Origin of the sequence: Sinomicrobium weinanense (assembly GCF_018863395.1) — a bacterium.
Classification (GTDB): Bacteria; Bacteroidota; Bacteroidia; order Flavobacteriales; family Flavobacteriaceae; genus Sinomicrobium; species Sinomicrobium weinanense.
The window spans coordinates 109,344-124,376 of record NZ_JAHKRR010000004.1 but is presented as its reverse complement, the minus strand read 5'-3'; the positions used below and the strand labels follow the sequence as shown (position 1 = coordinate 124,376).

Annotated in this window: 18 protein-coding genes; 2 read left to right on the top strand and 16 right to left on the bottom strand. The window is 44.5% G+C overall.

Annotated elements, in window-relative coordinates; all coding sequences use genetic code 11:
* Window positions 1-55: 55 nt before the first annotated feature.
* The 14 genes from KN811_RS12935 to KN811_RS12870 form a co-directional block, all read right to left on the bottom strand.
* The gene (locus KN811_RS12935; RefSeq protein ID WP_187963562.1) at window positions 56-835 is read right to left on the bottom strand and encodes a hypothetical protein; all 780 of its coding nucleotides are present in this window, start codon (window positions 833-835) and stop codon (window positions 56-58) included.
* Window positions 836-1,196: 361 nt separating this feature from the next.
* Entirely contained in the window at window positions 1,197-1,916 is a 720-nt protein-coding gene (gene recO, locus KN811_RS12930) for a DNA repair protein RecO (protein WP_187963561.1), read from the bottom strand.
* A gap of 71 nt (window positions 1,917-1,987) precedes the next feature.
* The gene (locus tag KN811_RS12925) at window positions 1,988-4,153 is read right to left on the bottom strand and encodes a peptidase domain-containing ABC transporter (RefSeq protein WP_187963560.1); all 2,166 of its coding nucleotides are present in this window, start codon (window positions 4,151-4,153) and stop codon (window positions 1,988-1,990) included.
* Between the two features lie 152 nt (window positions 4,154-4,305).
* Window positions 4,306-4,497 (bottom strand): hypothetical protein, encoded by a 192-nt coding sequence (locus KN811_RS12920; RefSeq protein ID WP_187963559.1) that lies wholly within the window; start codon window positions 4,495-4,497, stop codon window positions 4,306-4,308.
* Window positions 4,498-4,738: 241 nt separating this feature from the next.
* Window positions 4,739-4,957 carry a hypothetical protein gene (locus KN811_RS12915; RefSeq protein ID WP_187963558.1) on the bottom strand — a complete coding sequence of 73 codons (219 nt, stop codon included), beginning with the start codon at window positions 4,955-4,957 and terminating at the stop codon, window positions 4,739-4,741.
* A 368-nt stretch (window positions 4,958-5,325) separates the two neighbouring features.
* Window positions 5,326-5,541 carry a hypothetical protein gene (locus tag KN811_RS12910; protein ID WP_187963557.1) on the bottom strand — a complete coding sequence of 72 codons (216 nt, stop codon included), beginning with the start codon at window positions 5,539-5,541 and terminating at the stop codon, window positions 5,326-5,328.
* Between the two features lie 238 nt (window positions 5,542-5,779).
* A complete protein-coding gene (locus tag KN811_RS12905; RefSeq protein ID WP_187963556.1) occupies window positions 5,780-5,974 on the bottom strand; it encodes a hypothetical protein in 195 nt (64 codons plus the stop codon).
* A gap of 129 nt (window positions 5,975-6,103) precedes the next feature.
* Window positions 6,104-6,298, bottom strand: a complete 195-nt coding sequence (locus tag KN811_RS12900; protein WP_187963555.1) for a hypothetical protein — start codon at window positions 6,296-6,298, stop codon at window positions 6,104-6,106.
* Between the two features lie 217 nt (window positions 6,299-6,515).
* Window positions 6,516-6,710, bottom strand: coding sequence for a hypothetical protein (locus tag KN811_RS12895; RefSeq protein WP_216334851.1), 195 nt, complete (start codon window positions 6,708-6,710; stop codon window positions 6,516-6,518).
* Window positions 6,711-6,991: 281 nt separating this feature from the next.
* Complete coding sequence (locus KN811_RS12890) at window positions 6,992-7,198, bottom strand: hypothetical protein (protein WP_187963554.1); 207 nt, start codon at window positions 7,196-7,198, stop codon at window positions 6,992-6,994.
* Between the two features lie 94 nt (window positions 7,199-7,292).
* Entirely contained in the window at window positions 7,293-7,625 is a 333-nt protein-coding gene (locus KN811_RS12885) for a DNA-binding protein (protein ID WP_187963553.1), read from the bottom strand.
* 59 nt (window positions 7,626-7,684) lie between these two features.
* On the bottom strand, window positions 7,685-8,842 hold the full coding sequence (locus KN811_RS12880; protein WP_187963552.1) for an HlyD family secretion protein: 1,158 nt from the start codon (window positions 8,840-8,842) through the stop codon (window positions 7,685-7,687).
* Window positions 8,843-9,108: 266 nt separating this feature from the next.
* Complete coding sequence (gdhA, locus tag KN811_RS12875; protein WP_187963551.1) at window positions 9,109-10,452, bottom strand: NADP-specific glutamate dehydrogenase; 1,344 nt, start codon at window positions 10,450-10,452, stop codon at window positions 9,109-9,111.
* 110 nt (window positions 10,453-10,562) lie between these two features.
* Window positions 10,563-11,702 carry a cystathionine gamma-synthase gene (locus tag KN811_RS12870; protein WP_187963550.1) on the bottom strand — a complete coding sequence of 380 codons (1,140 nt, stop codon included), beginning with the start codon at window positions 11,700-11,702 and terminating at the stop codon, window positions 10,563-10,565.
* Between the two features lie 266 nt (window positions 11,703-11,968).
* Here KN811_RS12870 and KN811_RS12865 point away from each other — a divergent pair, with 266 nt between their 5' ends.
* Window positions 11,969-12,739: a DUF3298 and DUF4163 domain-containing protein gene (locus KN811_RS12865; RefSeq protein ID WP_187963549.1), complete on the top strand. Its 771-nt coding sequence runs from the start codon at window positions 11,969-11,971 to the stop codon at window positions 12,737-12,739.
* On the opposite strand, the gene KN811_RS12860 is transcribed toward KN811_RS12865, so the two are convergent.
* Window positions 12,729-13,196, bottom strand: coding sequence for a DinB family protein (locus tag KN811_RS12860; protein ID WP_187963548.1), 468 nt, complete (start codon window positions 13,194-13,196; stop codon window positions 12,729-12,731). The genes KN811_RS12865 and KN811_RS12860 overlap by 11 nt on opposite strands.
* Before the next feature lie 145 nt (window positions 13,197-13,341).
* Between KN811_RS12860 and KN811_RS12855 the strand changes: the two genes are divergently transcribed.
* Entirely contained in the window at window positions 13,342-13,698 is a 357-nt protein-coding gene (locus tag KN811_RS12855) for an arsenate reductase family protein (protein WP_187963547.1), read from the top strand.
* A 57-nt stretch (window positions 13,699-13,755) separates the two neighbouring features.
* On the opposite strand, the gene odhB is transcribed toward KN811_RS12855, so the two are convergent.
* Window positions 13,756-14,985, bottom strand: a complete 1,230-nt coding sequence (gene odhB / locus KN811_RS12850; RefSeq protein WP_187963546.1) for a 2-oxoglutarate dehydrogenase complex dihydrolipoyllysine-residue succinyltransferase — start codon at window positions 14,983-14,985, stop codon at window positions 13,756-13,758.
* Window positions 14,986-15,033 lie beyond the last annotated feature (48 nt).

Here is a 15,033-nt window from a genome sequence, read left to right as displayed (position 1 = left end):
CGGATACACCAATTATTTTTAGTTGAGAACCATGCTGCCCCCTCGCTCTTTTTTATCAGTCGTCAAAACCGGGGCGATGAAATTTCTCTACATCCGGAAATTCTTCGAGAATCCCTTTTTTGATGTTCTCCAGCAATACCAGTATTTCGAGTATTTCGTCCTCGTGTGTCCCAAACCGGGAGAGCAGGACACTCCAGGCCGCCATGGAACGGCGGGTACCGATCAGGGCTACTTTTGCCGATCCGTTGACGTCGTTCTGAACGGGATCTTCCCATTCCGGGTTCAGCTTTCCGTGTTGCAGGGCCCTCATAATCTTTACGTGGATCTGAAAGCTGTACCAATGGATCACTTCTACGGCATCACGGACTTCCATCACCGACTCCCTTGCTTTATCTTCCGAGAGTCCCATCAGGGTATTTTCCCGGAATTCTTCTCCTGTTTTATGGAGCAGTTTTTCATTTTTCCGGAGCCAATGCTCATTTTTACCGGCATATTTCTTACTGATCACCGACAAATAGTGTTTTGAAGCTCTTTTTTCCAGTTTGGCTTCTTCTTCCGGGGCGTACTCTTCCATTTCCTGAAGGTCTATGCCTTTTTTTTCAGCCATATGCGCAAGCATTTCCATGGCCAGCTTCAGGTTTTCACCTACTTTTTTCCAGAATTTTTCATTACCGGCATCCTTTTCTTCATCTGTCCTGCCTTCTTCCATGCTAAACACCCGGCATTTCGACCTAAAGCTGCAACGCTCGCACCAACGGTCACAGTAATTGTAAATCCCGGGGACAAAATGCCCTTCGTTGTCCCGGAATAATTTTAACAATTCGTCCTTATCCATTTCTTTTGAGTTAGTTGTAATGCATCTAAGAGTTCGGTAAATGACTAAAAATAACATCTGTTTTACCCGGGGGTTTCCCGCAAATGACGAAGATCCTCGCAGAAGGCCATAAAAATCTGTGCCTATCTGTGTCATCTGCAGGCTGTTTTTCTAGTTAGATCACAGGTTCGTTCCTTTTTACCCGGACCACCCGGAAGGCTCATGGATGATTGAATGCGACTGAACGGGTCGCTTATCATTCTATCAGGTTAAATTTTATCATATACCAACGTCCTAAAGTTAAACAAATATTTCAACCCGTTATTTTGAATGATTTGCGCCCGGTGAGAGCTCCGGGAAACATGGGGATGAGTTTACGGTTTTAATCAAAGACTTCGTGCAGGACGGCCAGCGACCTGGGTTTTTTAAAGCCGATCAGGTGCAGTTCGAAATAGGTGATCAGGGCGTTTAAAATGTTCTTCCTGATTTCTTTTGTGAGTTTTATCTGTCCCGATCCATCAAAATCCGTCTCCAGAAATTTTCTGAAATGTTCCAGCGCTTCCCCATAAATGACCGGACCATAACCGGCATGGTCTGCAAAACTGCCTTCGAGAAGGTCGAAATAAGACAGGTGGCTCCGGGAGGCATCCGGATAAAAGCCCAGGTACCGGGTGAGCCTGAGGAGGAACAATATATGGAAATTAACGGGGGTTTCCCTGGTATCGAGCCAGGTCAGGGCATCTTCTATGTAACGATAGAGAACAGTGTTCTCTTCTTCTTCCTGGATGCAACTGTTCAACACTTCGGCCAGGAACAGGACCACGGCGTTCTTGGCCATATCGGAATACACGGTTCGATACGGATAATAAACCCGGGCTTCCCGGATGTGTTCCAGGCCTCCCCTATTCTTATGCCCGGCTGTGATCTCCAGTTGTGTAAGCGGAAAGAAATGGGCTTTTTTGAGCTTTCCTTTCCGGGATGACAGTACGCCCCTCAAAAGGTAGGACTTTACCCCGCAGCATTCGGTAAAGCATTTTACGATGAGGCTGGCATCACTGTACTTTATGGAAGACAGCACTATGGCCTTGGTGGTTATTACCATATACAGAGATAAAATTATTTCCTTCGGATTATTGCAAACCTAAGGAAATTTTCGGGTATGCGGGCACTCGTTTACACTGAGAACTGCGGCATTTGCTGCTGCCACAATTTGTAGTAATGGCCCTGGCTGTGATAGAGCTGGGAGTGGCTTCCTTCTTCGATAACCTCTCCTTTGTCCAGCACTACGATCTTATCGGCATTGACCACGGTGCTCAGCCGGTGGGCGATGACAATAATGGTCTTGTCCTTTTCCCTCAGGTTGGCAATGGTTTTCTGCACAAAACTTTCGGAAGTGCTATCCAGTGAAGATGTGGCCTCGTCCAGCACCAGGATCTCGGGCTGTTTGTACAGGGCCCGGGCAATGGCTATACGTTGCTTTTGCCCCCCGGAGAGTGTGGCCCCGTTTTCCCCGAGATAGGTGGCAAAACCGTTGGGTAGGTTTTCTACAAAAGTCAGAATACCAATACTCTTGCAAATATCGATGATCCTCTCCATATCGGGCTGAAATTCTCCCACGGCAATGTTTTCTACCACATTTCCGCCAAAGAGGTCTATTTTTTGCGGCACAACACCTACCAGGTCCCGGAGGCTGGTGTTTTCTATATATTTCAGATCGTATTCACCTATACTGATCTTTCCCTTTTGAATGGGATAGATATTCTGAAGCAGGGAGATCAGCGTGGATTTTCCGGAGCCGCTTTCTCCGATCACCGCAGTGATCTTGCCTTTGGAAATATCAAGTGAAAAATCCTTAAAAACTTCGACGCGGGTACCATAACGAAAATACACATTTTTTAAGGCGATATCGCCAATATTTTCGCGGGTAAGTTTTATTTTGTCGTCCTGTTCCTCACGTTCCAGATCCATGATCTCAAACAAACGGTCGGCAGCTATCCAGGCATTCTGGATCTGTTTGTTGGCATCGACGAGTTTGGCCACCGGACCGGTAAAATATCCGATAATAGCATAAAAGGACAGCAATTCACCGGGGGTGATCTCCCGGTCTATAACAAAATAAGAACCGCTCCACAGCAGGATAATGGTAAAAAGCTGAGAGATAAAGGAAGAGGAGGTCCCAGAAAAAATAGTGTTCAGGGCAGACTTATAACCGATGTTCAACAGGTTGATAAACCGGGCCTCGGTTTTGATGTTAGCAAAATATTCCAGCCCGAAACGCTTTATGGTGCCCACGGCATTGAGTGATTCGACCAGCTGGCTTTCCAGATCGGCCGAACGTTCCATGACCTTTCGTTCTGCCTTTTTATTGAGCCTGTTGGTAACGATATAGATCCCAACATACAACGGGATAATGGCCAGCATGATCAGGGCCAGTTTCCAGTAGTAAAAAAACATCAGGGCAAAAGAGAAAATAAGGATAAGTACATTTACAGTGATGCTTAGCGCTACCCCGTTTATAAAGGTTCGTATTTTAACAGCGTCGTTTATCCGGGAGATGATCTCTCCTACCCGCATGGTATCGAAAAATTGCTGCGGGAGTTTCAGCAGGTGTTTGTAATATCCCAGAATGAGGCGTGCATCGATCTGTTGCCCGGTCTTGATGAGGAATGTATCCTTGAATATCCCGACGACAACCTGCAGGGCTAAAAGAATGAGCATTGCTATACTCAGCAGGTTCAACAACCTGGTATTACCTCCGGTAAGCACATAATCGGTGATCTTACCGAGATAAATGGAGGTGGAAAACCCGAGAAGGGTAACGATAAGCGCCCCGAAAAATGCCTGCAAAAGGACAAATTTATGTGGCTTTAACAAAAACCAGAACCGTTTCATGGAAGACACCTTTTCATTGCCTTCGGAAAAACTCTCATCGGGGAGAAGAAGGGCCAGGACACCCGTCCATTCCTGCTGAAATTCTTCGTGAGTCTTTTTATGCATCTTCCCGTCGCCGGGATCCATGACAAGTACATGTTTTTTAGTTACTTCATAGATCACCACGTAGTGATGAAGTACCTTCCTCACAACCACGTGAGCTATGGCCGGCTTGGGAATTTTAAAGAGGCTATTGATATCACCGCGGACCCCCTTGGCTTCAAATCCCAGTTTCTGGGCAGCCTCGATAAGCCCCAGTACATTGGTCCCCTTTTTATCGGTACTGGCATACTGGCGTATACGGGCAATGGGTATCTGGAGGTTATAATGAGCTGACACGGAGGCCAGACAGGCAGCTCCGCAGTCGGTAATATCGTGTTGTTTTACGATGGTTTTTTTCTTTGCCATAGTAGAATTAGGGTTTTGGGGCGGCAAAGTAACATTGTAGACTGCAAAAAACATGCAGGGAATGTTTTAATTCCAGCAGTAGCATCATCATCCACAAAAAAAGCTATCCTCCAAAAGAGAATAGCTTTCTTATTGTATTTAGTGAATATTTCTTATGCACTAACAGTAAGTTCGGCATCGGCATCGACCTCGACACTCGCCTCTGCTTCATAATCGCATATGGATACAGATGCATCTCCACTAAGAGATAGATCAGCCTCTACTGTTAAGGTTGATCCTCCGTTAATTTCATTCAGTTCTGCTGCGTTCAGTTCCTGAATATCAAAATTTACTAAATTCTTCATAATTTTAGGTTTTAAGTTTATGAATATAATTACAAACGCAATTTCACAAACACCTTTTAGGGGGGTATTACGATATTGCGGGCAAAACAAAGATTGTGGTGCACCCATTATTGTTTTACAGGCACTAATTTAACATTTGTCAATGCACAATCCTTGCAGTTTTAACACTTTTACAGAATTATCATCAACAAAAAAAGCTGCCCTCTACTGAGAACAGCTTTTATTTAAACCTTTAGCAGGTTTATGCATCTATATCTACCGACCCTGAGATCGAAATACCTCCGAGAAGCTGGGCAACCAAAGACACAACACCACCTACTATACCGGCAACACTGCTCACTACACCACCAACCAGATTGCCTATTCCTCCGGTACCAATGGTAATGGTTAATCCTCCGTTTGTTTTATTCATTTCTGTAGCATTCAGTTCCTGAACACCGTAGTTTTCCAGATTTTTCATAATTGAATCAAGTTTAGTTAATAAATATTACAAAAGCACAATATCAGTAATAGTTTTGGTTAGTTTTAAGATGAGCAAAACCATAAGAATATTGCAGCAAAACAATAGTAAGGTGCACAAAATCTTGTTTTGCGTTGGCTAAGATAATCGCATTCACTGCACAATCCTTGCAGTTTTAAAAGCTGCCTGTATTTTATTTTGGAATATTTTATAGCGTAAATCTATAAGATTGACGAAAGATTAAATCCCGACCGCTATCGGGAGATTGATCTTAGAAATTGTCTAAGATCCGGAGGTATTTTTTTTAATACAAAAAAGGCTAAACCCCCGGAAGAGCATAGCCTTTTTAAATGTTTTGAGAAGGGGTTTTACACCTCTACTTCTACACCACCGTTTATAAAACCTGATACAAAGTCTGCTACGGCAACAGCAGCAGCCTGTACGGCATCTACAACGATGTTTACAATACCCAGGGTGAAGTTAATAGCCTGGCCCAGGCTTAAACTTACACTTACACCTCCGTTAATTTCGTTCAGTTCGGTAGCATTCAGCTCCTGAACCCCGTAATTTTCCAAGTTTTTCATGGTTTGATAAAGTTAAGTTTTACAATTCGGATTTTTTCAATGCGAACATCATTGCATGACATTTAAATGAGTTAGAGTACAAAACAGGATGTGCCAGAAGATGTCTTGCCCTGCTAAATTAAGCGTATTCTCTGTATAAACCTTGCAGTTTCGGACATTTTTGGCATAAGAAAATTATAAAAAAGAGGGCCACTCAGTTGAGTAGCCCTCTTTTGTTTTAACTCATAAATACAGATAACTATATCCCTCCGAGAAGGCCTCCCAAAAGACCGCTCACCAGGTTTACAACTGTTCCTACAACACCGGTAACGGTTCCTATAACTCCTGTTACCAGGTCAACAAGCCCACCCAGGTCTCCTAACAGGCCTCCGTTAACTTCGTGCATTTCTTTTGTGTTCAATTCCTGAACGCCGTAGTTGTCTAAATTTTTCATAATGTAATATAGATTAAGTTATACAAAGATTTTAGATGTATTGTATTGTACATTTTGCATTGCGGGGAAATACTCGTTCTGTTTGGTTCACTTCCTTACAGGAAACGTAATGCTACAACAGATTGACGCTTATGCCAGCCCCCCTTCCAGGATGCTGTTCACATAGTCTTCCACGGCCTGAACCGCAGCTTCCATAAAACCCATAACGATATTGAGTATGCCGTTGAGGAGTGTTATAGCGTCACCGAGGTTGATACCTCCGTTGACATCAACCAATTCGTCCTGATATAATTCCCGAACGCCGTAGTTTTCCAGATTTTCCATAACAGTAAGATTAAGTTTTTATGTATAAATAATTTTATACCTGTCCGGTATACGGGGTGGGGCTAAAAAAGACCGGATATATTCTTTCGCGATACAGCTAAGTTAATCGTATTCACTGCACAATCCTTGCAGTTTGGCACATTTTTCCTAAAAAGGCCAATAAAAACCGGACATCTTTCCAGGATATCCGGCTTTCTTATCTTTTGGGTTGGTTTATTTACAGTCCTCCAAGCAGACCTCCTAAAAGTCCGGTTACGGTATTCAGCACGGTTCCAACAACACCCACTACAGTATTGACAACACCACCTATTAAGTTAGTGATACCATCCAGGCCTCCGAGCAGCCCACCATTGGTTTCGTTTAATTCTTTTGCGTTTAATTCCTGAACTCCGTAGTTGTCTAAATTTTTCATAATTTTTGATTTAATTAAATTAGGTTACTAAATCGCACTATCCTTCCGGAAATATTTCCGAAGCGGATAACGCCTTCAAAACATTCAGTTGTGCACCTATTGTTTTGTTCTGCTAAGGTAGCTTCGTTCACTGCACAATCCTTGCAGTTTAATCCTTTTCTTTCCTTCCAAATGAAAAGCCGTATTAAAAAGGAACTCGTGGGTCTTTCCGGGTTTTTATCCCCCGACAATGACCGAACTTCTTTTTAATACGGCTATCCGATATGTTTCGCAGCCTGTGCTTACAGGTCAACTACTCCGGTAACAAGTCCCAGGGCAAGTTCTACAATGCTTCCGACTACGGAAACAATTCCACCTACCACACCTGTAACAGTACCGAGAACTCCGGTTACCAGTTCAATAACTCCTCCGAGGTCTACTCCTCCGTTGATTTCCTGTAATTCTGTGGCGTTCAGTTCCTGAACCCCGAAATTTTCTAATTTTTTCATAACGTCAAATAAGTTAAGTTATACATGATTTTGAGGCGCAATATTGAAGAATATCACTTCAAAACAAAGTTTTTGGCACATCTGTTTTGCACTACTAAGATAGTATTGCCCCCTGCATAAACCTTGCAGTTTGTATTTTATTTGTTAAAAAGTAACTTCCTCCAAAAATTTCGGTGAGTTCATTGTCTTTCAGCACTGTAACGGAAACCGTCACTTTAAGGTCAAAATCATCCTCATAGAAATAGGTTTTGTGTACCCTGCTATAGGAAACAGGGGCTTCTATATCTTTAAGCTGTTCAATGAGCTGATACACCTTTCGCTCACTGACCTGCATCAACCTGGCCAGTTGTGGCGGTGAACCCGTAGCTTCTTTTACGATAAGCTGATGTAGTTGCTGTAGTCTTTCCAGATTTTTTAAATTATTCATTATCTAAAAGGGATTTAGATGGATTAATTTCACGGAACTTATAAAAAGTGAGTGATTTTTCAGTTTTGCTGTATTCTCGACGGGTTCAGCCAATCATCTACCTTGTCATATAGCAGGTCGAACAGCGATCTTTCGGTAAGTTTGAAATTCGCAGTAAGGGTCATTCCTTTTTTCAGGTTTCCTTTAAAGCCGTTTTTCAATTTCAGGTAATTTTCGTTGATACTGCACTTCACCCTAAAGGCCGCAGATTCTTCGTCTATGGTTTCTATATCGTTGCCAATGCTCATTATTTCTCCGGAAGCAAACCCCCACTGGTTGTAGTTAAAAGCGTCTATCTGGTAGGTGATGGACTGTGCTTCCCGGACCAGTCCGATATCCGAAGGGGTTACATAGCACTCTATGAGCAATTCCGTATCAGGAGAGATCTCGGCAATGCTCGCCCCGGAATTAACATACCCGCCAACATCGATCCCGGCCACATTCATGAGGGTCCCGGAAACGGGGGCCACCAGCACCTGGTTCTCATTATTTGTATTGTATTGGTTATAATCCGACCCCAACTCCTTGAGGGTATTGCTCAGGGATGTTTGTTCGGACTCCCATTGATAGTGTTGCTGTGTTCTGTAGTTCTGAAGGTCGCTCACCGCCATGTCGTATTCCAGTTTTTTGGCTTCGTATTCGGAATTGGAGATCACCTTACGGGCGTGGAGTTTCTCGTGCCTTTCATAATCCTTCCGGGTGGTTTCCAGGCGGGTTTTCAGTTCTTTGATCTTTTGATTGTATTCCGTATAACTCGCTCTGTATTTCGGGGAAGAAAGCTGGGACGCCGCTACGGACCGGCCACTTGTTAACAGGGAGAGGTCGCGTACAAAACTCCTGTTCTCCCCTATTTGCTGACGGTACAGGGAGAGTTTGTCGCTTATCTGTTCGTTGTTAAGAATAAGCAGGGTATCCCCGGCCTTGACCTTCTGGTTATCGACCATATTCTTATAGGCCACTTTTCCGGAATTGATGAGGGTAAGCATTGTACGTTCACTTTCCGGCTTTATAATACCCCGGGATGTAGTATACACATCCACATAGATAAAAGGAAGGGAAAGCAAGGCCCCAAAAACACTCAACAACACCAGTGTGTAGATAATTTTGCTGCGATTCCGGAGCTTGAAATGATGGGCCTCCACCGTACTGTCAATTATTTCCTTGGGGAAGATTTCCATAAGCACATTGAGATTTTGTCGTATAAAAATAGACAAATTATCGATAAAACGCCCTATTTTAATGATAAATTACCGTAAATATATCGCGAAACGTGAATTTACAGATAAGAAAAAACCTGTAAAACAGAAATATAGATCGCGCTTAAAGGAGAATCATATCATAACCAAATGTAGTATTCCCTGTTTGCAGGGATACAGAAATAAAAAAGAGGAATGCAATAAAACATTCCTCTTTATATGATTTACATAGCGTGATATAGAAGATACTATACAACTCCCTGTGCGAGCATGGCGTCTGCCACTTTTACAAAACCGGCGATATTGGCTCCTTTTACATAGTCGGTATATCCGTCTTCCTGCTTGCCATACTGGATGCATGAATTATGGATGTCGAGCATGATCTTTTTCAGCCTTTCGTCCACTTCTTCCCGGGTCCAGCCCACCCTCAGGGAGTTCTGTGACATTTCAAGCCCGGAAGTGGCTACACCTCCTGCATTGGAAGCCTTTCCCGGGGCGAACAATATCCTGGCGTTGTGGAATACTTCTACTGCACCGGGAGTAGAAGGCATATTGGCTCCCTCTGCTACACAGGCACATCCGTTCTTCACCAGGGTCTGCGCATCCTTGTCATTCAGTTCGTTTTGCGTAGCGCAGGGCAGAGCGATATCGCACTGTTCTCCCCACGGGGTTTTTCCGGCTACATATCTGGCCTTGGGATATTTTTCCAGGTACTCCTTGATCCTTCCCCTTTTTACGTTTTTCAGTTCCATAACATAGGCGAGTTTTTCTTCGTCTATACCGTCTTCGTCATAAATATAGCCGGAAGAATCAGAAAGGGTAAGTACTTTAGCCCCGAGGACAATGGCTTTTTCCGCAGCGTACTGCGCCACGTTCCCCGAGCCGGAGATCACTACCCGTTTTCCTTCAAAACTTTCGCCTTTGGTCTTTAGCATGCTATCGGCAAAATACACCGTGCCATAGCCGGTTGCCTCGGGACGGATCAGTGAACCTCCCCAGGAAAGGCCTTTCCCGGTAAGCACACCCGTAAATTCGTTTTTCAGCTTTTTATACTGCCCGAACATAAAACCTATTTCCCTGGCACCTACGCCTATATCCCCGGCGGGAATATCGGTATTGGGCCCTATGTGCCTAAATAATTCTGCCATAAAGGCATGGCAAAAACGCATAATCTCGTTGTCTGACTTTCCTTTCGGATCGAAATCGGAACCTCCCTTACCTCCACCCATGGGCAGGGTGGTAAGACTGTTTTTAAAAACCTGTTCGAAAGCGAGGAACTTAAGGATACTCAGGTTTACCGAAGAGTGGAAACGAAGTCCTCCCTTATAGGGCCCTATGGCAGAGTTCATCTCCACCCGGAACCCCCGGTTTACCCGTATTTCCCCTTTATCATCAACCCAGGGTACCCGGAACATGATAACTCTTTCCGGCTCGGCCATGCGCAGTAATATATTTTTCCCGTGGTATATATCGTGCTCCATGATATAGGGAATTACGGTTTCGGCAACTTCCCTGACGGCCTGCATAAACTCCGGTTCGTGGGCATTTCGCTGCTCCACAAGTGCTAAAAATTCATCGACTGTTTGTTTCATAAGTGTGCTGTATCAAAAAATAGAGTAAATTGGAAAATCCTCAAAATAATGGCGCAAATATACGATATAGGCAAAAAATCACCTTTATTTTTTTAAATTAATAACAAGTCTTAATCGAGTGCCCGGCGCAGGTCTTCGATGAGGTCTTCTATATCCTCGATCCCCACACTAAGGCGGATCAGTGAATCAACGACCCCTGACCGCTCCCTTTCTTCTTTCGGTATGCTGGCATGGGTCATGCTCGCCGGGTGCCCTGCCAGGGATTCTACACCGCCGAGGGATTCGGCCAATGTAAACACCTTGAGGTTTTCCACCATGCGAATAGCCTTGTCAAAATCATTTCCCCTGGTTACAAAAGAGACCATTCCGCCGAAATCGCGCATCTGCTTTTTGGCAATATCGTGATTGGGGTGGTCCTCCAGTCCCGGCCAGTATACTTTTTCCACCCGGGGATGTTCAGTGAGGAAAAGGGCTACCTTCCTGCCATTTTCACAATGCCTCTGCATTCTTATATGCAGTGTTTTAATGCCCCTTAACACGAGAAAACTGTCCATAGGGCCGCAAATGGCTCCGCTGGCATTCTGAATAAAATAGAGTTTATCTGCCAGCTCCCTGTCATTGACCACCAGGGCACCCATCACCACGTCACTGTGCCCGCCGAGATACTTGGTGGCCGAATGCATTACAATATCGGCACCGAGGTCCAGCGGCTGTTGTAAATACGGAGTGGCAAAAGTATTATCCACAGCCAGCAGGAGATCGTTCTTTTTCGCTATGGCCGAAACCTTTTCGATATCTACAATGTTCATCATGGGATTGGTCGGGGTTTCTACCCAGATGAGTTTTGTTGCAGACGATATATGTTCTTCCAGATTATCAGCATTCTCCATGCCTACAAACCTGAACTTTATACCGAAATCTTCATAAACTTTCGTAAAAAGCCGGTATGTTCCCCCATAAAGATCATTGGTAGAAAGCACCTCATCCCCCGGTTTCAGGAGTTTGAGAATAGCATCTATGGCCGCCAGGCCGCTTCCGAATGCCAGGCCGTATTTTCCGTTTTCTATACTGGCCAGGGAATTTTCCAGTGCGGTCCTGGTAGGATTGTGCGTCCTGGAATATTCATACCCTTTGTGCCCCCCGGGAGTGGTTTGTGCGTATGTAGAGGTTTGGTATATGGGGGGCATTACGGCTCCATAGGCCTTGTCGTATTCCTGCCCTCCGTGAATTGTTTTGGTATTGAATTTCATATATACTAATGTTTATGCCAAAACCGTTGAGGGTTCTCCACTCCTCAAAACAGGAGATGACAGCTAAAACAAATCTCCGGCATCTGGTCCTGATGCGTTACACAAAAATAGCCATTTACTTTTTCCTATTCGCAATAAAGAAGTATCTTTAGCTGATTATTCCGTATTTACGGTTCTTGTAGCAAAAAAATGCTTAAAACACCTGAAAACACTGAATACAAACCGATAATCCAACGAAAAAGTTTCTAATTATTCAACCGGATAAAATGAACGTGAAAAATTTTAATTCCACCATGCGATTTCTCTCCCTGATCACAGTGCTCTTCCTGGCAGGTTGTGTCAACACCGATGAATTGTCATATACCCCTCACAAGATCGTCACCGATTCCGGAGATTGCGAAAACAGCCCATGCGCCAAGGTCAAAGTGAATTTCCCTACCGCAACGGCCTCTACCGATGCAGCACAGAAGATCAATAGCATGATCGATGACAAGGTGATCAGCTATTTTATTATAGACCCGGATGCCAAAAAGGAAAAAACCATAGAAAAAGCCGTAGAAAACTTTAAGAATGAATATCTCAAAGACAAGGAAATGCAACCGGACTTTGCCTTCGGATATGAAGCGGACATCCAGGGCGAAGTGCTCTTCAAAGGTGAAAAACTGCACAGCATAGCGTTTTCTGCCTTTATGTACACCGGTGGGGCTCACGGCTATTCCAGTTTAACCTATCTCAACTTCAACCCGGAAACGGGAAAGGAATACCTCAACACCGACCTGTTCACCGATCTCAATGGCTTTAAGAAAATTGCGGAGCAACGGTTCAGGCTACAAGAAAAGATCCCGCAGAATACCAATATAAACAGCACGGGTTTCTGGTTTGAGGACGATACCTACGAACTTCCGGAAAACATAGGTTTTACCAGAGACAATGTTATCCTGCACTACAACGCCTACGACATCAGTTCGTATGCCGAAGGCGGAAAAACGCTGGAAATCCCCCTGGAGGAAGTTAAACAATACCTGGCTATCCTATAGCCCGCTTAAGTGCCAGGATGTACCCCAGGTGCAGGCCTTCGTGCATATTGTTGTAGGCTATGGCACTGTGTATGTCCGCTAGGGTGACGTTCATGCTTGTAGTATAGGTATGGAACTCCTTAAAAAGGCCTTTTTCGTAGTCTTCCCTGAATTTTACAACATTGCCGAGAAATTTTTCCCTGAAGCCATTCAGTTCTTCTATGGTCATCGGTCTTTCCGGGTCCGGGGCCGTGCCTTTTTTAAACCGGTCCATGGTCCCCTGGTCAACATTGCAGGGCAGGCCTGAGAGTTTATAGCACAAGATCTGCTGGGACACCACCAGGTGGGCAAAATTCCAGGCTATATTATTGTTAAACCCTTCGGGGATCTTGTTTATCTGTTCCAGAGACAGGCCCTCTATGGCATTAATGACCAGGTTTCTGGTACTTTCTAAAATATCAAACTGTTTGTCGCTCATAGCTTATTTTTCTCCAAAGCTAACTATTTCAAAGTATTTTCGCCTCCTGGTTTTATTATAAAGTTATGGTTACTTTTGTGCAAAACACAAGGTAAATTTCTGCGCGATCAAAATTTTATGGGTCACCTTCTAAAAATCAATGCTTATGAACAAAGTATATCACCTGAGTACCTGCGATACCTGTAAACGTATCATCAAACAGCTTCAACTACCGGGCACTTTTGTGCTCCAGGATATAAAATCGGAGCCCATCACGGTGAAACAACTGGGGGAAATGAAGGCCCTGTCCGGTTCTTACGAAAGCCTTTTCAGCAGGAGGGCAAAATTGTATAAGGAGAGAAATCTCGCCTCCGAGAACCTTACGGAAGACGATTATAAACAATTGATACTGGAACATTACACCTTCCTGAAACGGCCGGTGATCCTGGTTAACGGGGAAGTATTTGCAGGGAACAGCAAGAAAACCGTTGAGGCTGCCGCGAAGGCAGTTGCTGCATTATAATTTTATAAAATCCTGGTAGAGACGCACGGCCGTGCGTCTCTACCAGGAGGATATTTTTTACAATTCCAATGCCTTTTTGGCATTTCCGTCCATAAGCAGCTCTTCCGGGCTCTCCAGGGCTTCTTTTATAGCCACGAGGAAACCTACGGATTCTTTTCCATCTATAATCCTGTGGTCATAGGACAGTGCCACGTACATCATGGGATGTATCTCCACTTTCCCGTCAACAGCTATGGGACGTTCAATAATATTGTGCATGCCCAGGATGCCTGATTGCGGCGGATTGATGATCGGGGTGGACAGCATACTTCCGAAAACTCCCCCATTGGAAATGGTAAAGGTACCTCCGGTCATTTCGTCCACGGTGATCTGTCCGTCACGCGCACGGATGGCCAGGCGTTTTATTTCGGATTCTATCCCTCTGAAACTGAGATTTTCCGCATTTCGAACAACGGGCACCATAAGTCCTTTCGGGCCGGATACCGCTACGGAAATATCACAGAAATCATAGCTTATCTTGTAATCGCCATCGATCATAGAATTTACGTCGGGATACATTTGCAATGCTCTTACCACAGCTTTAGTAAAGAAGCTCATAAACCCGAGGCTTACTCCGTGCCTGGTTTTGAATTCTTCCTTGTATTGGCTTCTGAGCTTAAATACGGGGGTCATATTCACTTCGTTGAACGTGGTGAGCATGGCTGTTTCGTTCTTTGCAGAAACGAGGCGCTCTGCCACTTTTCTTCGAAGCATGGAAAGTTTCTTGCGTTCCTGTCCCCTGCTTCCGGGGCCGGGTGTCCCCATTGAAGGTACTGCTTTAACAGCATCGTCTTTAGTAATACGGCCATCTTTTCCGGTTCCTTTGACCTCGCTTGCTGAAACCCCTTTTTCGTCCAGTATTTTCTTAGCTGCAGGAGATGCCGTACCTGTGGCATAGGTTTCTTTCTTCTCCGGTTGTGCAGTTTGTGTAGCGGGCCTGGGTTCTTCTTTCGGAGCCTCTTCTTTCTTTTCTTCCGGCTTTTCTTCTGCCGCAGCTCCTTCTGGCTTGGCTGCACCGGTATCTATAAGGCAAACCACTTCGCCTACGGCAACCGCATCGCCTTCTTCTGCCTTCAGGGTAATGACACCACTGGCTTCGGCAGGAAGCTCCAGGGTTGCTTTATCTGAATCCACTTCCGCAATGGCCTGGTCTTTCTCTACATAATCCCCGTCAGAAACCAGCCATTCGGCTATTTCTACTTCTGTAATAGATTCCCCCGGCGAAGGAACTTTCATTTCTAAAATCATTGTGCTATAATTTTATTTGGTCGTATTCTTAAATTTTATATCTATCAA